Source organism: Bacillus sp. FSL P4-0334, from assembly GCF_038004825.1.
In the GTDB taxonomy this organism is placed as follows: Bacteria; Bacillota; Bacilli; order Bacillales; family Bacillaceae; genus Bacillus; species Bacillus velezensis.
The window spans coordinates 2262458-2280943 of the sequence record NZ_JBBORX010000001.1; the positions used below are offsets into that span (position 1 = coordinate 2262458).

The 18486-nt window shown below is 39.5% G+C and carries 21 protein-coding genes and 4 pseudogenes; 16 read left to right on the forward strand and 9 right to left on the reverse strand.

Annotated elements, in window-relative coordinates; all coding sequences use genetic code 11:
* The first annotated feature begins 10 nt into the window (after positions 1–10).
* Genes NSQ37_RS11745 through NSQ37_RS11775 form a run of 7 tightly spaced genes read left to right on the forward strand, consistent with a single transcriptional unit; the run spans position 11 to position 5789 of the window.
* Entirely contained in the window at positions 11–3364 is a 3354-nt protein-coding gene (locus NSQ37_RS11745) for a prophage endopeptidase tail family protein (protein WP_341123782.1), read from the forward strand.
* Between the two features lie 15 nt (positions 3365–3379).
* Positions 3380–3772 carry a hypothetical protein gene (locus tag NSQ37_RS11750; RefSeq protein WP_335432641.1) on the forward strand — a complete coding sequence of 131 codons (393 nt, stop codon included), beginning with the start codon at positions 3380–3382 and terminating at the stop codon, positions 3770–3772.
* On the forward strand, positions 3762–3896 hold the full coding sequence (locus NSQ37_RS11755; protein ID WP_264819774.1) for a hypothetical protein: 135 nt from the start codon (positions 3762–3764) through the stop codon (positions 3894–3896). The genes NSQ37_RS11750 and NSQ37_RS11755 overlap by 11 nt, the downstream gene beginning before the upstream one ends.
* A 15-nt stretch (positions 3897–3911) precedes the next feature.
* Positions 3912–4079 carry an XkdX family protein gene (locus tag NSQ37_RS11760; protein WP_335432645.1) on the forward strand — a complete coding sequence of 56 codons (168 nt, stop codon included), beginning with the start codon at positions 3912–3914 and terminating at the stop codon, positions 4077–4079.
* A 13-nt stretch (positions 4080–4092) separates the two neighbouring features.
* The gene (locus NSQ37_RS11765) at positions 4093–4314 is read left to right on the forward strand and encodes a hypothetical protein (protein ID WP_269388921.1); all 222 of its coding nucleotides are present in this window, start codon (positions 4093–4095) and stop codon (positions 4312–4314) included.
* Positions 4315–4348: 34 nt separating this feature from the next.
* Complete coding sequence (locus NSQ37_RS11770; RefSeq protein WP_015239640.1) at positions 4349–4771, forward strand: phage holin family protein; 423 nt, start codon at positions 4349–4351, stop codon at positions 4769–4771.
* 46 nt (positions 4772–4817) lie between these two features.
* A complete protein-coding gene (locus tag NSQ37_RS11775) occupies positions 4818–5789 on the forward strand; it encodes an N-acetylmuramoyl-L-alanine amidase (RefSeq protein ID WP_341123785.1) in 972 nt (323 codons plus the stop codon).
* Between the two features lie 13 nt (positions 5790–5802).
* Here the strand turns inward: NSQ37_RS11775 and NSQ37_RS11780 are convergent, their stop codons facing one another.
* The gene (locus NSQ37_RS11780; protein WP_017417298.1) at positions 5803–6018 is read right to left on the reverse strand and encodes a hypothetical protein; all 216 of its coding nucleotides are present in this window, start codon (positions 6016–6018) and stop codon (positions 5803–5805) included.
* A gap of 81 nt (positions 6019–6099) precedes the next feature.
* Between NSQ37_RS11780 and NSQ37_RS11785 the strand changes: the two genes are divergently transcribed.
* Positions 6100–6600, forward strand: coding sequence for a hypothetical protein (locus NSQ37_RS11785; RefSeq protein WP_017417299.1), 501 nt, complete (start codon positions 6100–6102; stop codon positions 6598–6600).
* A 120-nt stretch (positions 6601–6720) separates the two neighbouring features.
* Positions 6721–6801, forward strand: a pseudogene (locus NSQ37_RS11790) (peptidoglycan-binding domain-containing protein); the annotation flags it as partial.
* A gap of 37 nt (positions 6802–6838) precedes the next feature.
* Here the strand turns inward: NSQ37_RS11790 and NSQ37_RS11795 are convergent.
* Positions 6839–7279 (reverse strand): SMI1/KNR4 family protein, encoded by a 441-nt coding sequence (locus NSQ37_RS11795; RefSeq protein ID WP_007408575.1) that lies wholly within the window; start codon positions 7277–7279, stop codon positions 6839–6841.
* Between the two features lie 12 nt (positions 7280–7291).
* Positions 7292–9112: a T7SS effector LXG polymorphic toxin gene (locus tag NSQ37_RS11800; protein ID WP_326134100.1), complete on the reverse strand. Its 1821-nt coding sequence runs from the start codon at positions 9110–9112 to the stop codon at positions 7292–7294.
* Between the two features lie 629 nt (positions 9113–9741).
* On the opposite strand from NSQ37_RS11800, the gene NSQ37_RS11805 reads away from it, so the two are divergent.
* Genes NSQ37_RS11805 through NSQ37_RS11815 form a run of 3 tightly spaced genes read left to right on the forward strand, consistent with a single transcriptional unit; the run spans position 9742 to position 11500 of the window.
* The gene (locus NSQ37_RS11805; protein ID WP_341123789.1) at positions 9742–10383 is read left to right on the forward strand and encodes a hypothetical protein; all 642 of its coding nucleotides are present in this window, start codon (positions 9742–9744) and stop codon (positions 10381–10383) included.
* Positions 10310–10762: a protein-export chaperone SecB gene (locus NSQ37_RS11810; RefSeq protein ID WP_268471095.1), complete on the forward strand. Its 453-nt coding sequence runs from the start codon at positions 10310–10312 to the stop codon at positions 10760–10762. Before NSQ37_RS11805 ends, NSQ37_RS11810 begins: the two co-directional genes overlap by 74 nt.
* A 6-nt stretch (positions 10763–10768) precedes the next feature.
* On the forward strand, positions 10769–11500 hold the full coding sequence (locus NSQ37_RS11815) for a hypothetical protein (protein ID WP_300945726.1): 732 nt from the start codon (positions 10769–10771) through the stop codon (positions 11498–11500).
* A gap of 192 nt (positions 11501–11692) precedes the next feature.
* On the opposite strand, the gene NSQ37_RS11820 is transcribed toward NSQ37_RS11815, so the two are convergent.
* From NSQ37_RS11820 to NSQ37_RS11845, 6 genes and pseudogenes are all read right to left on the reverse strand, one after another.
* The gene (locus NSQ37_RS11820; protein ID WP_300945728.1) at positions 11693–11881 is read right to left on the reverse strand and encodes a hypothetical protein; all 189 of its coding nucleotides are present in this window, start codon (positions 11879–11881) and stop codon (positions 11693–11695) included.
* Positions 11882–12375: 494 nt separating this feature from the next.
* Positions 12376–12732: a tRNA-Val4 gene (locus NSQ37_RS11825; protein ID WP_160222981.1), complete on the reverse strand. Its 357-nt coding sequence runs from the start codon at positions 12730–12732 to the stop codon at positions 12376–12378.
* A gap of 365 nt (positions 12733–13097) precedes the next feature.
* Entirely contained in the window at positions 13098–13397 is a 300-nt protein-coding gene (locus NSQ37_RS11830) for a contact-dependent growth inhibition system immunity protein (RefSeq protein WP_095352238.1), read from the reverse strand.
* A gap of 53 nt (positions 13398–13450) precedes the next feature.
* A pseudogene (locus NSQ37_RS11835) lies at positions 13451–13759 on the reverse strand (hypothetical protein).
* 33 nt (positions 13760–13792) lie between these two features.
* Positions 13793–14185, reverse strand: a complete 393-nt coding sequence (locus NSQ37_RS11840; protein ID WP_021494070.1) for a CDI toxin immunity protein — start codon at positions 14183–14185, stop codon at positions 13793–13795.
* 11 nt (positions 14186–14196) lie between these two features.
* Complete coding sequence (locus NSQ37_RS11845; protein WP_341123794.1) at positions 14197–15975, reverse strand: T7SS effector LXG polymorphic toxin; 1779 nt, start codon at positions 15973–15975, stop codon at positions 14197–14199.
* 519 nt (positions 15976–16494) lie between these two features.
* On the opposite strand from NSQ37_RS11845, the gene NSQ37_RS11850 reads away from it, so the two are divergent.
* The 4 genes and pseudogenes from NSQ37_RS11850 (at position 16495) to NSQ37_RS11865 (ending at position 18483) form a co-directional block, all read left to right on the forward strand.
* Positions 16495–16857 (forward strand): hypothetical protein, encoded by a 363-nt coding sequence (locus tag NSQ37_RS11850; RefSeq protein WP_167340609.1) that lies wholly within the window; start codon positions 16495–16497, stop codon positions 16855–16857.
* Positions 16858–16893: 36 nt separating this feature from the next.
* Positions 16894–17183: pseudogene (locus NSQ37_RS11855) on the forward strand (hypothetical protein).
* Between the two features lie 293 nt (positions 17184–17476).
* Positions 17477–18259: a hypothetical protein gene (locus NSQ37_RS11860; protein ID WP_076423904.1), complete on the forward strand. Its 783-nt coding sequence runs from the start codon at positions 17477–17479 to the stop codon at positions 18257–18259.
* A gap of 95 nt (positions 18260–18354) precedes the next feature.
* A pseudogene (locus tag NSQ37_RS11865) lies at positions 18355–18483 on the forward strand (hypothetical protein).
* Positions 18484–18486: the final 3 nt, after the last annotated feature.

Below are 18486 nucleotides of genomic sequence, written 5' to 3' on the forward strand. Positions count from 1 at the left end.
AGGTCCGGTCATGGCTGACATTTATATACTTTCACCAGATGATAAATTATTGACAGTGCTGTCCAGCCACGGACGAGAAACCTGTACGTTCTGGGATGCAAAATACAAGGAAGAGCTCAACAAGGGCTCTTCTTTTTCTTTTGTAGCGGATGCCTCCCACCCTGACGCACGCTTCCTATTCGAAGAAAATCAAGTGGTATTCAAGGATAAAGACGGTGTAATGCGTCTGTTTGTCATTAAGGAATTGGATGATGCAGACGAAGAAGGAGAGGTTAATACCCAGGTTACCTGTGAGGCTGCCATAATGGAGCTTGCGGAAACCTTTGTAAAAGATTTCCGTCCTACCAATAAAACTGCACAGTTTGTACTGGACAACGTTCTTTCTCGGTCAAGATGGGTGGCGGAAGTAACGGCGGAGCTTGGAGTGAATACGACTACCTTCTATAAAAAAACAGCATTGGATTGTATCGCTGATGTGATCAATATATGGGGCGGAGAGCTTCAGGACACTATAGAATTTGATGGTAATAAGGTCGTCAAACGAATCATAAAAATACTTCCTCGTCGCGGTAAAGACAGCGGGAAGCGCTTTGAGAGTGATAAGGATACAACGAATATCCGGCGGACCGTTATCAGTTACCCGGTGACAGCTCTTTGGGGTTACGGGGCATCCATAGCATCTACAGATGAGGAAGGAGAGGAAACGGGCGGTTATTCCCGTTTTATTGATTTCTCTGAAGTAGAATGGAAAAAAACAAAAGGCGACCCGGTCGATAAGCCTTTAGGCCAGGAATGGGTTGGCGATCCGGATTTATTAGAAAGATTGGGGCGCCTTAAAGATGGGAAGTTGATCCATCGGGAAGGCCAGTTCAATAATGAAGATATAACGGAGCCGGAAGAGCTCTTAAAGGCCACATATAATCATTTGATTACGACTGCATGTAAGACAGAAATCAATTATGAGCTGTCCGTGCAACTGCTTGAGAGCGTGCCGGGACACGAACACGAACATGTGGAATTGGGAGATACAACGATCGCAATTGATCGAAACTTCGCTATCCCAATTGAGACATCGCAGCGCGTTATTTCAATGGAATACGATATTACCGACCCTGAAAATACTTGCGTTGTTGAGATCGGCCAATTTTTATCAGCATTACAAAAAGACGGCCGAATTGATCAAATTGAAAGCGTGATAGAAAAAAACCGCGGTACTTGGGAAAGTAAACCGGACGCTGGTGAGGTTACGGATGGAAGTTTCCCTGACAAAGCTCCGCCTGTTCCGTCGAATGTAGTGATCAAGCCAATGTTTCAGAATGTGGCCCTAACATGGGATTATGATCCGTCCAGTTTTATTGCGGCCTATGAGGTATATGCTTCACAAGTAAATGGATTCACTCCATTAAAAGAAAATCGTATTTTCAGAGGCAAAACAAGCGGATATGAGCATTTTACGGGAGTAAATGAAGTTTGGTATTATCGTTTGCGCTCAATCAACACACGAGGCACAGCAAGCGAATTCACGGATCAGTTTTCCGCAACCACTCAGCGTATTTTGACTGATGATATTGTTTTCGGAGCAATTACCAAGGAAAAACTGGCCGATCTGGCCGTTAACGCTGATAAGCTTTCCAGAAACTTTGATGATGCCAATATTTTGCCGGGTTCATTGTTAGATAGCAACTGGTGGTATGCCTATTCAGGCTCAAAGTACACGCTAGACAAAAAAGAATTCAATGAAATGACAATTTATCAGGATGGGAACAAGGCTTTTGGTGTAAGTCAACTTTCTGTAAAACAGACGATGTCGCTTATAAAAGATCAAGAATATACTCTGTCTTTTGAAGTGAAACGAAATAATACAACAGATATATCTTGGAATCATCTAAAAAAAGGCAGCACTTTTATTTCCTTGGATTCAAACGGGCTCACAGACATAAGCAATTACCCGGCTGATGAATTCGTAAGAGTGAATATTCAATTTACGGCACCGGAAACCGGTAATAATTACACAATTGGTTTGGGCGGCCGAGGTTCGGATGATAACAGTAATTGCAGTTATGTCGTAAGAAAAATTCAAATCAGAAAAGGAGCGGTAATTAAAGAATATGGCTACAGTCCCTATGACGTAGCCTTGGTTGATGGGGTTATCACGAATAACTATCTTGCAAACCTTGCGGTCGGTTCCGCCAATATTCAATCAGCCGCGATAACATCAGCAAAAATTGCAGACGCGGCGGTAGGGTCTGCGGCTATTGCGAACGCTGCAATTAAAAAGGCACATCTCGGAACAGCTATAATTGACACCGCACATATCATTGACGGAGCAATCACCAATGCAAAGATAGGGAGTTTGTCAGCGGACAAAATCACTTCAGGGACAATTAATGCTATTGATATAACGGGGTCTCTGATTAAGGGCGGACGCTTTGAACCGTTGAACGAATCATCTGCCTATAATTCATATATTGAAGGGAATAAGATTTATCAACGGTTTAACTATACAGTGACATCTGGAGAGCCGTGGAAAAGATATGATGAAATGACCATAACGAGTGGTCAAATTTCAATGGTTACCGGGGGGCGAGACACGGGAACAGACGAGCCTTCACGATATTTAAACCTCAGCAATGCTTCAATCAGTATGTCTGGTAATAAAAATCAAAGTGGATATGCTGAGATTCAGATGTACTGTAATGACTGGGATGCTTCAAAAGATTCAGATTCATCTGCGTGGTTACGCATGAAAAAAGGTGGGGCGACGACAATGTACATGGGAAGTTATGTTCCATCTCACCTTACTGACAACTATTTTACAATCAATACAAATGGTTCAAAGGCGACACACTACGTCGGAAATAAACAATATATGTTTGCAGAAGAAGATTTAATGCTTAGAGCAAAAACAGGTATAAACATCCAAGTTTTAGATGGTTCAGGTGGAATAGATCTTACACCGGGTGGGGAAAGAGCTGTAACAATGAGAGCGGGTGATAGTCCCGGATACCCGGGCGTGGCATTGTTAGGGATTCAAGTTGATAAGACTATCTCGGACACGCACGGGGCACTAAACACAAATGCAATTGTCCGACTGATGGAGACAGAAATAACGATGCCGTCCAAAGGAGATGCTTATACAGGGGTTGGAACTGATGTTTATTTACAAGGTATCTCAAGCATTGAGAATGTATTCTTAATTCTACCAACTGTATACGGTTCATATGCTGATCACGTTCACGCTCATGTAAATAGCCAGTCATCTACATCAGCGTTCCGGGTCTGGTTAAGAGGTACTGGGAGTTCAACGGCTATACTTGGCAGAAAGTTCAGAGTCAGATTTGCTGTTTTCATAGAACCAAGGTAAGAAGGGGAAAAATATATGATTAAAACAATTTTTGCTAATCCAGGTTGGTTTTATACCGCTGAAATTAAAGAGACCGAAGCAGGTATTGAAATTACAGCAGGAGAACTACGGGACGCGGAGGTCGAAGGGAAAATGTATCCTGTTGACGCTGCATATTTCGATCTGACACCGGACGACACTGCCACGGTCGAATATGTCCTGTGGTTAGATTTAGATAAAGAAAAAGAGATTGCTTCCCTTTCTCTAAGTAAGGCTTACCTTGACGGGAGAAGTTATTGTGCTTATGAAGGAAAAAACTTTTTGATTTCATTTCCTGTATCAGTGAGGGTGTCGCCAGATGGTACTAGGGAAGGCACAATTTTTATGTGCAGAGAAGACGGAGAGGAGAAGAAAGAAAATGAAGCTTGAACCAACAGTTGTAAATCCTAAACCAGATCCAAATAGTGAAAAAACAGAAGTCGAAAGGCTGAAAGAGCAAATTTTGGATCTTCAAAGAGCCTGTAATATCTTAATGGCAAATCAATCACAATGATCGGAGGAGAGCCCTATGGAAAGTCAAAGTACACTTTACGGTTTTTTTGAGGGCTGCTGGAATAACGGAACTGTTTTGACCATTGAAATGAAAAAGGCTGTTGAAAAAGGCCGCATCACTCAAGCGGAATATGATGAAATTACAGCAAAAGAGCGCGGTAATGCGTATCCGGATCAAGAATAGGGAGGGGAACGGAATGAAAGAAATGACAAAAGAGCAGCTTCAGGAACAGCTGCAGATTGAAATCTATAAATCCATTTCACTGCAAGAAGAATTGGATCAAAAGAATAAGGAACGCGCCGAATACAAGGCTTTATATACATTTGCGCAAAAGAAGCGCGAGGAACTTCAAGAACAATTAAATGCTGCACTGTCAGCGAAAGAAAATAATAGTGAACCAGCACCTGTAACCGAATAGGTGTTTTTATTTTGCCTCGAAGGAGGTGATCAAAATGGAGGGAATACATGTGTGGATGAATTTTGAAAGCTTACAGATCGCAAGAACATATCTTTTCGGGGAGGTGAAATACCTTGACTTGCTTTTGATACTCAGCATCTTGGATGTCATCACCGGCATTATCAAAGCGTGGAAAATGAAGCAGCTCCGAAGCCGCAGCGCGTGGTTTGGATATGTGCGGAAGATGCTCAGTTTTATGGTGGTCATCGTTGCCAACATTATTGATACGATAACAAATTTGAACGGTGTTCTGACCTTTGGAACCGTTCTTTTTTATATCGCAAATGAGGGTCTGTCCATCACGGAAAACTTGGCGCAGATCGGGGTTAAGATACCAGCCGTTATCACCGACAGGCTTCACGTTATTGAAAGCGACAACGATCAGAAAACAGAAAAAGACGATCAGGCAGCTGGTTAACCCGGCTGCTTTTTTATATTTCAAAACAGAATAGGAGAGATTTTTTATGACAATTGCAGTGAAAAAGAGATTAGTCCCAAGCGAAGAATACAGCCTGAAATGCCCGAATCCAATGACGCCGGAGTATATCACCATCCATAACACAGCAAACGACGCATCAGCCGCGAATGAAATCAGTTATATGACGGGAAACAGCGAATCGACAAGCTATCATTTTGCCGTAGACGATAAAGAAGTAATTCAGGGGATTCCGCTGGACCGGAACGCTTGGCATTCTGGCGACGGTACAAACGGAACCGGGAACCGTAAGTCTATCGGTGTGGAAATCTGCTACAGCAAGTCAGGCGGAGCGCGATATCAAGCAGCGGAGGCGCTGGCTATCAAGTTTGTCGCTCAGTTACTTCAAGAGCGCGGATGGGGCGTTGACAAAATCAGAAAGCATCAGGACTGGAATGGGAAATACTGCCCGCACCGTATTTTAGATGCGGGGCGCTGGGATGAAGTGAAAGCGGCCATTGCTGCAGAACTTGAACGCCTTGGAGGTAAAAAGGCATCCAAACCACAAAAAATAGATTCAAAGACCAACGGGGCGACGTACACCGTCAAGAAAGGCGATGCCCTTTCTGTAATTGCAGAGAAAACAGGAGTAAGCATGAAAACCCTGCAAAGCTTGAACGGCATTAAGAACCCGAATCTAATCAGAGTCGGCCAGGTAATAAAGCTGACGGATTCGGCTGGCTCACCATCCGGCGGCAAGAAATCATCCTTCCGCCTTCCAGCGGGTATTTTTAAAATCACAAGCCCGTTAACCCGAGGGGAGGCCGTAAAACAGATTCAAACGGCGCTGGCGGCTCTTCATTATTACGCGGACAAAAGTGCGAAGAGTTTCGGAATAGACGGCGCATATGGCCCGAAAACAGCGAATGCGGTGAAACGATTCCAGTCCATGTATGGCCTGTCTGCTGACGGCATCTATGGGCCGAAGACAAAAACAAAGATCGAAGCGCTTCTGAAATGAAAATGAGCAGGCATTAGGCCTGCTCATTTTGTTTTAAGTCATTTGTTAGGTATTCTATATCTTGTATGTACCGTTGTATAGTTTCCTCAATTGCATCTCTTACAACCCGAGGGTAACCCTTTTCACCTTCCTGTTTCTGCTCCTTCTTCAGTTCTTCTAAATCCTCTTTAAACAATTTAATAGCAGTCTTTTTTTGGTCAACATTCATATGATTGTAAATTTTTCTCATGATAAGTCTCCTTTTTTAACTAATTTTAAACAAAAATTATAAATTTTAGTATATAATACTATATTGGAAGGAGGTGGTAAAATGAAAAGGATTATGTCAAGCGTAATTATTCTGTCTCTCACAGGCTTACTTTTAGTATCAACACTATTACCAAGCGTTGCAAGTGCCGCAACTCCTAATAGTCAAACTGAGACTAAAGGAACAACACAGAGTGTTAATGTTCAAACTAACACTGTGAACAATTTGGCTGAGGAACAGAGTGAGGAGCCAGTGTTCCACACTACCGGCATTAAAGGCTATCTAGTCAAATTAGCTGCAAATACAGTCTCCTTAGGAATTAGACATGGCGGAGCAGCGGTTGGCCAAATATTAAAACATGCCGACGCTAAAGCAGCAAAAGCATTTAAAAAGAATTCAGGCTACATAGCAGATAAGATAGATGAAATAGCTGAACTTCCCGATGTTACTGCACATATGATTTCGGACAAGCTATTTAAGGCTTTGAAGGGTAAGATTGGCGGAGGATCGGCCAAAATAATTGCTGATGGTGTTTATTATGCTATTAATCTATTGTTGTTCTAAAAGCAGGTAAATGCCTGCTTTTCCTCTTGGTGAATGTATAAGCTCTGAAAAAAATCAGAGGCAGAGCGTTAAGAAGTATCGTTTGTATGATGAATGATTCCCTTCTCGTGACGAGGAGGTTTTTTTGTGATGTACGGCCTGACTGCTGATGGCATTTACGGGCCGAAAACAAAAGCGAAGCTTGAAGCTCTACTAAAATAAGAGAATCCCTTCTCGTTATGAGAAGGGACTTATCTTTTTATTCATCGTATAGTTTATTAACCAAATCGGTAAATGAATCAGATATATGACTCAAAGCTCCATCAGGGTCTTCATAAGCAATTTCATGATCCCAGAAAACCACAGAGGGATTTTCTTTATTCTGACGATAATCGAAACAGATTTCATTACCGAAAGGATCACAGGCGAAAGGGACTATCCCTGAAAGCATTCTTCCATCCTGATAATCTTCTAAAACCTCTAAAATAAAACTTGAACTATCCTCAGTTAGACCATGTAATCGATTAAAAACCGCGCCTTTTGTATTTTCATAGTCAAAAATCTTTTTACTTGGGCGTGCTCCATTGTTGTTTAATATAGTTGAAATGTAGTCGTTTGGAAACTTAATATCTAAAGCCTTTTCGATTTTTTTAACAGTTGTTTCCCCGATAGGTTCTTCGGCGAATCTCCACTCTGTCATATTGACCAACTCCTATCTGTTCTTACTTCCTCCACCCCAAAGGTGCCGGCCTCCTGTATGGCCTGTTTGCCGATGCACCTTTTGGTCAACTAATTGCATTCTCCCTGAATCTTGGTGATGATGCCAAGTATATCCGTCTGGTGTTTCACCAGCTTTTATCATTTCGATTTGAAGGTCATTGAATTGATTTCTAAGTAAAGGATCTCTTTCAATTTCTTCTTTTAATTTTAAGGTTGCATCTTTAAATTGTAAATAATCGCTTTCCTTATAAAGTTTGGAATCAATCTTTGTATCAAATTTTGCTTTGAAAATTGGGAAACCGTCTTTATTATATGGAACTCCAGTTTTAGGGTGTTTTTGGTTTTTTAGATGGCCCATTTTTAAGTTAACTGTTTTGAGGTTTCCATATTCATCTCTGTAAGTATAAGGTGCGGCTTTAGTAAACAAATCATCCTTTGATTGAACTAATCTCTTTAAAAGCGGCGTATTTTTAACATTAATAGTATTCCCGGCGTCTTGTAAAATCCCTTCTAATGCCGGGGTATATCTATTGGCATAAGGCTTGACAGATGGATTGCCATTTTTAATCTTTTCGCTAGCCGCCTTCCCAACTTTAGCAAGATCTTTTGAGCCTGTTGAGACAGAGGACTTTCCGCCTTTCAATAACAGAAGACTTCCGCCCAAGTAAGTAACATAGTGCATCCGTGTATATGCATCCCCGTGAATCATCTTTTTATCCCAATCATCCTTCAATGTGTCAACCATACTTTGATAGACACCTAGATAATCGTATTCCAGAACAGTATCCAGAACTTTTTGAGGATCTTTGTTTAAGTTGTCAATTGTCCAACCGATATTCCATCCGAGTTGAAGTGCTCCTTCACCGGTATCCTTGGCAAGATCGTATACACCAACAAGCAGACCTTTGGCGCCATCACCTATGATTTGCAATGCTTCTTTTCCGTTATCCATGAAAGCTTTACGCTGTTCCAGAAATGAAACAAATTCAAGCTGTTCAGGGGTGAGATTCTCATAGCCAACCTTTTTGGCGATTTCTAAGTATTCATCCGGGTCGGTTACGCCATCAGCCAGCTTTTTCTTCAGATCCTTGATTTCACGCTCTTTCGCTTCTTCCTTTTTAATCGTCAAATAAGCATCCGAATGTCTTGCGATATCGCCTTTTTTCTTATGGATGTCGCTTTCACGGTACGCTTTGGCGTTGTAGTGAAGCGGCGTGGCGCTTTTTCCTTTGCCCGTGGCGTTTTGGAGCTGCTGGAAATCTGCTTGGATAAAATGTTCATTTGCTTCGGTTTCTGCGTATTCTTTCGTTAGATCGTGATCAAGCTTGCCGAGTTTATGTATCGTTTCGCTTCTTTTTTTGTCAGCTGAAGAGAGCTTCTGATCTGTGCTTTCCGTTGAAAACAGATCAAGCGAGATGATGTCTTCGATCTCTCCGAGGATGGAGCGCATGTCCTTTTTCTGCTCTTCCATAATCGCCTTTGATTTACTGAGGGCGTGGGTGAGCTCATGCTCCAGAAATGATTCCTCCACATGCGAATTGGAAAGTCCGGCATCTTCGACCTTACCGGGAAGGCTTGTGAGAAATGCGATTTTCATATCGATCAGATCAAGCCAGCTGTCTGTGACGCCGGCGTGATCCTGAAAAAAGGCTTTGATATTGTCAGCGCCCCGGCCTGAAAAGTCGCTGTCACCGAGGTCAGCCATACCTTGAAACGCTTTTTTTAGATTGACCATCTTGCCGCGCAGTTCTTTGTATTCATTCGCACGCTGTTTGGCAGCGGTCAGCAAGCTGTTTGCTTCAAAAACTTTCATGACCATATCCTTTCATCTGAAATGCTTTAACAAGATATTACCATGGAAGAATGAAGAAAAAGACAAATGAGTATTTCGAAAGAGGAAAATGATTAATATGACCTGAGTCTTTGTTCTTATCTTTGTGTTATTAAGCAATTGAGAAGAGCTTAAAAGTGATAGGCGGGTAGCAGCTTGGAATCACCCAGCGAGGTTGATCACTCTTTTGACTTCAGGAAAGCTCAAACCGGTTAAAAAGGTTGGAGGAGTTACATTGGTTTTGCTTGAACATGTACAAGCACTTAAAAAAGAATTAGAAGCCGGCCGGAAGAAATACAGGCCGTATGATGACAGCCCTTCTCGAGACGAGGAGGATTTTTGTTTGTCATACGTTTGCCAACTGAATGAGAATGAGTGTTCTCTTGTCTAAAATAAGCCATGTTTGACTAAAATATTTTTAGAAATAAATTTTTAGGCTTAAACATAGGATTTAAAAGGGTTTTTTAGGGGTAAACAAAAATTGATTAAACTTTCCCACTTGTAAACTTAGTGTTGGTGTAGTATAGTGATCACAGAAAAACAAAAATTACCACTTGAATATTTTTGTAATACCAGATATACTAATAAGTTATCTGTTTGGAGGAATTGTTATGAGTATCAGAAAATGGTTTTGTTTAGAGGAAAAAGAAAACCCAAGTTTGGCAGATGTTTGTTTTGAAAAACTATTGGGTGTCTATTTTGAGTCTCTAACTAAGTATTTTTCTGTAGATGATTCGTTTGATATATTTCAATTTTTAGAAAAGTTAAAACATAAGAGCTTAAACCCTGTTGATAAATCGTTTTTAGAATGGGTGCAGCTCAAAGGTATTCAAAGAATCAAAGAAAACTCAGAATTAGACCTTCCCAATACAGATTCCTTATTGGCCATGCTTGAATACGACGAATTCATAATCAGGAATGAAATTGAACTTTCAAATATGGAAGAGGTAAGAAATAACCTTATTACCAGCATAAACAGTATTCCTGAATATATCTCATCTTCATTAGAGATTTCGGCTTCTGAAGAAATTGATGATAATGTCTTTAATGTTAATGACGTCGATGGAATAGGTTTTTTTAATGAAAGTTCCTATTTTTCTGAGGAAGCTTTTGTAGAGACGATAAACAACTCTGAACCTGCCATTACAGTGGGTTCTTTTTTTATGGAGGAATTTACATATGGAAACACTAGAATATTACAACCTGATCAAAAATTCTATGCAACTAAAAAAGGTTTATCTAAAATCGCTTAACTGTATAAATAATGGGTTAACTGATAAAAATAGAGCTTATAAAATTGCTTTAACAGTTAATCGGAAAGTAGAGACTATTTCAAGGAATTTAGTTGAAATCCAGTTAGCAACAGAAGTAAATTTTGGAGAAGAAGATGAAGCTTTTTCGTTTGAAATCGTGTATCAAGGTGTATGTGAATTAAGAGAAGAAGTAGAAATAGATGAGACAGAGTTTGAGGAGTTTGCGTATGATCAGGCGGTCCCTCTCCTATTACCATATGCAAGAGAATGTCTATCAAGTACCTTGGCTAGAATGAATCTTCCAGTATATAATATCCCGACTATTGATGTTTTAGAAACTCTAAAACAGAATACAAAAAGAGAACTTTTGTCGGAGTAAAACTATATGAAGGAAAATTATAAAACTATTGTTTTTAAAAGGACAGATAGTTTAGAACCTTTTATGATCGAGGCAACCAGAGAAATAGCCGATCACTTTAAATCTAAAAGGCCTTATTTTATGCAGTTTTGTTCAGTGATTAGAAGTTCTTATAGTTGGGATATTAGAAACTGGGAGAATCAATTTAAAAGACACGAAGTTATATTTGAAAGGTTAAAAGGAACAAAACTAGTAAAAATAATGAAAAAAGCTTTTAATAATTGCAACTCTAAAGCTGATTTAAATAAATTAAGGGGTACGATGGTAGAATCATTATTAATCGCTAAGAATGGCGGTTATAATATTCTGAGTAAAAATTCAAAAAAAACCTTTGGGTGGGGTGCGAAAGTAGTTTTACACAAGGGTGATCAACAGTCTGAGGTGGCATATATCTGCCCCTATAATAAGAGTGGGGTCGTTGACAAAAACGGTTGTCGAAGACGTTCTTCTATAGACTTTGCAAGCTGGGATGGATTTCATGGTCAATTTTATGAATGTAAAGTTTTACCCGATAAAATCGGGTGTTCAGAAGTAGAATACATGAAAACATTAAAAGAAGAGCTGAATCAATATCAAATTAGTCACGAAGTCTTCTTTGTTTCTGTTTATGATAAAGAGGCGGTAGAGGAAATTCTTAAAGGTTACGATTTAAAGGAACCGGCATATAAAGCGATAGGAATTAAAGAATTAGGTGTGTAATCTAAAAAGCTCACTAAAAGGTGGGTTTTTTTTGTTCCCTTGGGTATCCACATTTATCTTACACAATATCAGTATGCGCCGGCTCATTTTTCAATCCATCCATCGAAGAATCAGTCACTTGATAATTGGTATACTTCATATGCTGCAGTAGCTAAAAGAGAATTAAATGGAATAAACCATGTTTGTAATGAGTCAAAACATCCACTTCTCTTTTTTCTTATCCCACTTCAAAATGCGTTGCCTCATCAAATTTTTCACAGCAGCACGGATCGTCTGCTCATCTTTTCCAGATTTCCTTTTCAATTGTTCCATGGAGGGATTTTTCCCGAAACGGGTCATATTATAAATAATACGATATACTTTACGCTCAAAATCGGTCATTGCAATTCAACTCCTGCAAAGATGATATGCGAACTTAGGTTCTGTTGTCAATGAATCTGATTTGGGGACAGTTGGGGACGAATTGGGGACCAACTTGTTCAATTTTAGCCAAAACAGAAGATTTTTTATCAGAAAGACTTGTCAGCAAACCTTATAAAATCAGGTTTCAAAATAAAACTTCTGTTCGTATCAGAAGATAATCACTACCTTGACAGGGTAGAGGTCGCTGGTTCGAGCCCAGTCGGAATCATAGCCAAAACCCTTGCGTAGCAAGGGTTTTTTACTTTTTATTGAAACAGCTCTAGAGGCTTACATTATTCCAGTAAGAAGGGCAAGGAAATGGCATTGATAGCTATTATGCACTGAAAACCGAAAATTCGTCAGACGGTTCCTAATGAGTTCTCCAGATAGTAACTGCGGATCGAAAACAAAGTGAAACTTGAAGCGGTATTAAGTAATAAAAAGGTCCCTTGAATTTCAAGGGACCTAAAGTTTCAATCATCACTCTTATACCTTTGGGGGATCTTGTCTCTCCAGTCGAGTATAAGTTTTTTGAATTTTTCTGTCTCCATGGAGCTTCTATCGTTTTCATTTTCTGTATAAAGGTGTTCTATGACTGTTTGATCTTCTTTTATATATGCAATGGTTGTACTTAGTTGAATCTCATAATCTTCAGAAGAACCATCCAATACATCTTGAATAATTTTCAAGTATTCATCAGCTTCATCTACCGAAACAATGTCTTCAATGAAATCAGAAAAGTATTCTAACTCTGCGGGGAGAACTACTCGTAAGTATCCTAAATGGTCTCTTTTACATTCAAATATATATTCCATAATAAAATCAATCATTCCCTTGGTTTTTTATATAAAGGATATGCAGTAGCTATTGAGCCATCTTTATTAATATACATCTCTACATCAAATACAGCCGATATGGTTTAGCGACTTTTTGTTCATCAGAGAGATGGGAAAAATCCCATAAAATGAGATTAGAAGAATATAAATTAAGTCCATTATTATGGGATTTTTTACTACCCTCTTTTTCTGCAGTTTATACCACTTCAATTTATCTGTCATCAAAAATGCGGTCGAACGATTCAGTCCATGTTTGTTTTGAAGACATACGGCATTTACGGACTAAAAACGAAAGCGGAGCTAGAAGTGAAATTGAAATTATAAAAGAAGCCCTTCTTATAAGAGGGCTCTTTTTCTAACTATGTTGTTTTAAGGTGTTTTTTAATTTGTTCAGTGACTTGCTTAAGCCATTCTAATGGAGTTATATCATCTTCAGGAAAGTATATGCCATCCGCTGCTTCCTCTATAAATTCATTCTTGTCTTCTTCTGAATAATCACTATTTACAAACTCAGTTAGTGCTATTAAATCTCTTTCTTTTAGTTTTTGTGATGCTTCATTTAAATATTCATCAAGTGCATTTGCCGGAGACTCTATATCTTGGTGGAAATGTCCACCGAGAAATCTAAATAAAGGATCAGAAACTTTAATTTCAATCATTGCTTACCACCACCAAGAATCGTTATCTTCAAATATAAGAGATGGTAAGTATATTATTCTATATAACTTTCTGCTATATCAATATCATTTGTCATTTCTAGGCCAGGGAATTTTCATCTAATTTTCTTAAACAATCAATAAGGTCTTTACTTTGCAAACTTTCAGCTAAATCTTCAAATACCTCACTGACCCAATATAAATCTGCTTTATTACAATTTTCTAGAGTAGCTGATTGTATTTTCTTCGTTTTCTGAGAGCACTTCAATTATTTCATCCCAACTTTTTTGAATGCCATAGTCATCATTAAGATTAAGTTTTTTTCTTTTAATTAATATATCTTTCATTTTTTTCTCTAAATTCATATTGATTCTCTTAACTAAGAAGGGCTAATATTTTCATATTGCTTTTCCTATTGTTACATCTCCATCATGGAAAAATTCAATAACATAACCAGATTCGCTGAACATGAAGGTATCTGAACCTACAGCAGTTACATCATCAATTACGTTTAAGGCGTTGTCTAAGCTGGTTTTTACAGCTGGATAATCACCGTAAGCCCAAAGGAGAATAACAGTTTTATTATCTATTTTATTCTCAACTAACCATTCATCAATATCTTCAGCGTAATCAATAGATCTGTGATAAGTTACTTCATCCCATTTAATTCTTCCCCATGATGTGAAGGGGAAACTTTCGCCAAGTTGCTCATGATATTTACGTGTCTCAGAAATAGTGAGGACTTCTTTGTTATCTCCAAGAGCTTCTAGACATTCTTCGTATAAGGTCATATTAACACTTCCTATTTATTTAAATGTTTTAAAAGGGATTTATAAGTATCTTCGTTTCCGTTAAAAGGTATATAATATTTCTTTGCCTTATCTCCTTTTCCATTTCTATAATCCTCAACATTTATATGAGGTCCCTTTTCGGGGTCATAATCTAATCTCCAAAGGACTTTATTATCTCCAGACATTCGGCCAGTAACTTTACCAAAGCCTGCGCTTTTAGATAAAGTACCTATAAAAGGTTTTGAATCTATTCCTAAATCACCAATTAGATTTAGCGCCTCATTTCTAGCTTGTTCATATGTGTCTACCTTTGGAAGCGCAACTTCTCTTGATTTTTTGGAAAGGCCTTTTTTAACTGTCTTGTTTTTTGATGACTTACCATTGATTGATTTAAAGAGTACACTACCTTTAGTGGAATCGGCTATTCTTTTTAGGAGTGGTGTATTCTTCACATTAATAGTATTCTCAGCATCTTGAAGGATTCCTTCTAATGCAGGAGTATACCGATTGACAGGAGATTTGTAAAACTGTTTTACAGACTTTCCGCCTTTCTTAATTGTGCCACCAGCTTTAGCAAGATCTTTCGAGCCTGTTGAGACAGAGGACTTTCCGCCTTTCAATAACAGAAGACTTCCGCCCAAGTAAGTAACATAGTGCATCCGTGTATATGCATCCCCGTGAATCATCTTTTTATCCCAATCATCCTTCAATGTGTCAACCATACTTTGAAAGACACCTAGATAGTCGTATTCCAGAACAGTATCCAGAACTTTTTGAGGATCTTTGTTTAAGTTGTCAATTGTCCAACCGATATTCCGTCCGAGTTGAAGTGCTCCTTCACCGGTATCCTTGGCAAGATCGTATACACCAACAAGCAGACCTTTGGCGCCATCACCTATGATTTGCAATGCTTCTTTTCCGTTATCCATGAAAGCTTTACGCTGTTCCAAAAATAAAACAAATTCAAGCTGTTCAGGGGTGAGATTCTCATAGCCAACCTTCTTGGCGATTTCTAAGTATTCATCCGGGTCGGTTACACCATCAGCCAGCTTTTTCTTCAGATCCTTGATTTCACGCTCTTTCGCTTCTTCCTTTTTAATCGTCAAATAAGCATCCGAATGTCTTGCGATATCGCCTTTTTTCTTATGGACGTCGCTTTCACGGTACGCTTTGGCGTTGTAGTGAAGCGGCGTGGCGCTTTTTCCTTTGCCTGTGGCGTTTTGGAGCTGCTCAAAGTCGGCCTGAATGAACTGTTCGTTCGCTTCGGTTTCTGTGTATTCCTTCGTTAGATCGTGATCAAGCTTCCCGAGCTTATGTATGGTTTCGCTTCTTTTTTTGTCAGCTGAAGAAAGCTTCTGATCTGTGCTTTCGGTTGAAAACAGATCAAGCGAGATGATGTCTTCGATCTCTCTGAGGATGGACCCCATGTCCTTTTTTTGCCCTTCCATAATCGCCTTTGATTTACTGAGGGCGTGGGTGAGCTCGTGCTCCAGAAATGATTCCTCCACATGTGAATTGGAAAGTCCGGCGTCTTCGACCTTGTCGGGAAGGCTTGTGAGAAATGCGATTTTCATGTCGATCAGATCAAGCCAGCTGTCTGTGACGCCGGCGTGGTCCTTGAAAAAAGCTTTGATGTTGTCAGCGCCCCGGCCTGAGAAGTCGTTGTCACCGAGGTCAGCCATACCTTGAAACGATTTTTTCAGATTGACCATCTGACCGCGCAGTTTTTTATATTCACCCGCGCGCTGTTTGGCAGCGGCCAGCAGGCTGTTTGTTTCGAAAACTTTCATGACCATATCCTTTCATTCGAAATACTTCAACAAGATATTACCATGGAGGAATGAAGGGAAAGACAAATAAGTATTTTGAAAGTGCAAAATGATTAATTTGTTCTGGGTAAATTTACTTATTTTATGATCGGGAATTGGGGAAGAGTTAGCTTTAGGTTGAATCGGTTGTTAGAACATCATGTGACGCACCTCCTTTACAAAGCATACACACATATTAGAGGGCTGAAATTCACCCGTATGAATTGGATACGGCGGCCCAAACGGCTTTTCGCATGGAACCAACATGCGGCAACTGGTCAACAGCTTTAGAAATTTCATCCTAACAGGGAAGTCCGGCAAGCATTGGGAATATAAAGGAATATAGGCTTACAGCTATGAAGGATGTATGAAAATCCGTCAGATGGCGAAGGAAAGGCAATCTCCATGTGTCGTGACAGTTCGGATGCGGGTGTATGGAACTTCTCGTTCATCCGGAGTTATGTCAGGGGACGAAAAGACTTTTTTTGAGGAGGAAGCGGAATGATTGAATTTACACGGCCATCGCCTATGAAGAAAACATGCACGATGCACCCGGGAAAGGAATCTGTCAGATCGGTTTCGTTTACTGATTTTAACGGCAATTCTGTAACAGTAACCCTTTGTCAAATGTGTCTGGCTGAATTAAAAATGAAAGCCGCGACTGAATACAGGAGCATGACAGAGGAGCGGGCCAAACTGAATCGTTTCAAGATTGGTGATCATGTGTATTTAGAGCATTTGGGAGTAGTCAGCGAGATAAAAAACATGGAAGGCGCTCAAGTGGCAAACAGGACAGACACAGACGGAGTCCGGAAGGCTACCCCTAAGGAAATCGCAGAGTACAAAAAACAGGGGAAGCAATGACGGTGAAAAAACGATTCAGTCAATCATTTATCAGTTGTGTTACTTACAGGAGCGGCGGCCGTTGCGCCGCCTGCTTCCGCGGCTTGGTCCAGGTGGCAAAATGAATTCGGGTAGAGCGGCCGGGTGTTTACGGATGCCGCGATTTATACAAGAAGCACAGCGGGGCAGTTTTAAAACGGCAACGCCTTTGAAATCAATCAACGTGAAAACGATCCGGAATAAGACCGGAAAGGGAACCTATGTCATTCAGCTGGACTGATACTCTACATTCAGGCAAGCGGAACTATATCGGAACATTTGAATCAGCTAAATTTCAAATCAAATAAGGGAGATTCGATGGCGCTGAGAATAATTTTTATGCTAATGGGGTTAGGATTCTGGTTTTTTTCAGTACGAGTTTAGGCCGGACATGAAAGCGAACATCACATTAATAGGTGCAATCATTGCATTCACGGCCACGGCGTTTTTTCAAGATATTGATAAGTATATAGAGGAGCGGGAAGGTAAATAAATCCGATATAAATAGTGATTTCCCTAAAAGAACTAAATAAAATCCATAATTCGCCGATTCTAAAAAGAGACTATTAGAAGAGGAGGAAATGTTATAGATGTTGTTGGATTGTTTAAGAGTATTGGGATACCAGGTTATATAGCTGCTGCAGGTATCTTAGTTTACGGGTTAGTTGTAACATTTAGGCCAATAACTACTTTAACTGCCAATATATTTGAAAAGAAGCTTTTTTCTAAAGAGAAATTGTTTACTATAATGATTTGGCGGCACTTTTGGCAGACAGTATTTTGGACAGTGGTATTTCTTACTATATTAAGTTTGAGTAATTTACCAGAATGGACAGTTAATTTCAATACATCTACGACTGTTGGTACAATAACTGCTACGATTGGAGAAATAATATTCGCAATCATATTGTTTATCATAGAATTTGAGGACATGGACTGGGGATTTACGAATTTTTTCAAACCAAAATGGATAAGGTTTAGCGTTGTTATTGTTTTTGTAACATGTTTAATATTGTTCTATGTTGCGCTTGATGGTTGTATAATCGGAAGTATCAAAGGCGAGAACCAGTTAATTAAACTAATTTATATTCTGGGTCTTCCTTTTATTTTTTCTTTACCAGTTCCATTTTTAATGAGGCCTGTTTCCAGATTAGTCGAATGGTCAAAAGATAAATATATTGTTATAGATAGATCCGAACAAGAACGTCAACAAAATCCTTCAACAAATGAAGAGAGTGATGACTGTTGGTATATTTTACATGCTGTCAGCAAGGAACTTATTTTGTTAGGAAATGAACCAAATCCTAAATTATGCACGGAAACAAAAATAATAAAATTAGACGAACTATGTGATAAAAAAATGTTTATAAAAGACAAAACTTGATATAGTCCAAGACGGAAAGCCTGCGGGCACTGATCATTGCACAGAATTACTGTGCTCTGATTGGTGTCCGTTTTTTATTTGAGCGGAGGGATGACATGAAGCAGAAAAAGAACAAGCCCAATAAAAACACGCAGGAGCACTCAGATCGTTTCTGGCAATAAATGATGAACACAAACATGCAAATACTTAAACGAGGCAAGGGCGGCGCATTTAAGCGCAAATAAGGG

Bases quoted from the DNA above. Each gene is read 5' to 3' on its own strand.
- NSQ37_RS11745 (WP_341123782.1), top strand. From the start codon at position 11: ATGGCTGACATTTATATACTTTCACCAGATGATAAATTATTGACAGTG.
- NSQ37_RS11775 (WP_341123785.1), top strand. From the start codon at position 4,818: ATGACAATTGCAGTGAAAAAGAGATTAGTCCCAAGCGAAGAATACAGC.
- NSQ37_RS11845 (WP_341123794.1), bottom strand. From the start codon at position 15,975: ATGAAAGTTTTCGAAACAAACAGCCTGCTGGCCGCTGCCAAACAGCGC.
- NSQ37_RS11800 (WP_326134100.1), bottom strand. From the start codon at position 9,112: ATGAAAGTTTTTGAAGCAAACAGCTTGCTGACCGCTGCCAAACAGCGT.
- NSQ37_RS11785 (WP_017417299.1), top strand. From the start codon at position 6,100: ATGAAAAGGATTATGTCAAGCGTAATTATTCTGTCTCTCACAGGCTTA.
- NSQ37_RS11760 (WP_335432645.1), top strand. From the start codon at position 3,912: ATGGAAAGTCAAAGTACACTTTACGGTTTTTTTGAGGGCTGCTGGAAT.
- NSQ37_RS11755 (WP_264819774.1), top strand. From the start codon at position 3,762: ATGAAGCTTGAACCAACAGTTGTAAATCCTAAACCAGATCCAAATAGT.
- NSQ37_RS11830 (WP_095352238.1), bottom strand. From the start codon at position 13,397: ATGATTGAAATTAAAGTTTCTGATCCTTTATTTAGATTTCTCGGTGGA.
- NSQ37_RS11765 (WP_269388921.1), top strand. From the start codon at position 4,093: ATGAAAGAAATGACAAAAGAGCAGCTTCAGGAACAGCTGCAGATTGAA.
- NSQ37_RS11805 (WP_341123789.1), top strand. From the start codon at position 9,742: ATGAGTATCAGAAAATGGTTTTGTTTAGAGGAAAAAGAAAACCCAAGT.
- NSQ37_RS11750 (WP_335432641.1), top strand. From the start codon at position 3,380: ATGATTAAAACAATTTTTGCTAATCCAGGTTGGTTTTATACCGCTGAA.
- NSQ37_RS11770 (WP_015239640.1), top strand. From the start codon at position 4,349: ATGGAGGGAATACATGTGTGGATGAATTTTGAAAGCTTACAGATCGCA.
- NSQ37_RS11820 (WP_300945728.1), bottom strand. From the start codon at position 11,881: ATGACCGATTTTGAGCGTAAAGTATATCGTATTATTTATAATATGACC.
- NSQ37_RS11850 (WP_167340609.1), top strand. From the start codon at position 16,495: ATGATTGAATTTACACGGCCATCGCCTATGAAGAAAACATGCACGATG.
- NSQ37_RS11825 (WP_160222981.1), bottom strand. From the start codon at position 12,732: ATGATTGATTTTATTATGGAATATATATTTGAATGTAAAAGAGACCAT.
- NSQ37_RS11840 (WP_021494070.1), bottom strand. From the start codon at position 14,185: ATGACCTTATACGAAGAATGTCTAGAAGCTCTTGGAGATAACAAAGAA.
- NSQ37_RS11780 (WP_017417298.1), bottom strand. From the start codon at position 6,018: ATGAGAAAAATTTACAATCATATGAATGTTGACCAAAAAAAGACTGCT.
- NSQ37_RS11795 (WP_007408575.1), bottom strand. From the start codon at position 7,279: ATGACAGAGTGGAGATTCGCCGAAGAACCTATCGGGGAAACAACTGTT.
- NSQ37_RS11815 (WP_300945726.1), top strand. From the start codon at position 10,769: ATGAAGGAAAATTATAAAACTATTGTTTTTAAAAGGACAGATAGTTTA.
- NSQ37_RS11810 (WP_268471095.1), top strand. From the start codon at position 10,310: ATGGAAACACTAGAATATTACAACCTGATCAAAAATTCTATGCAACTA.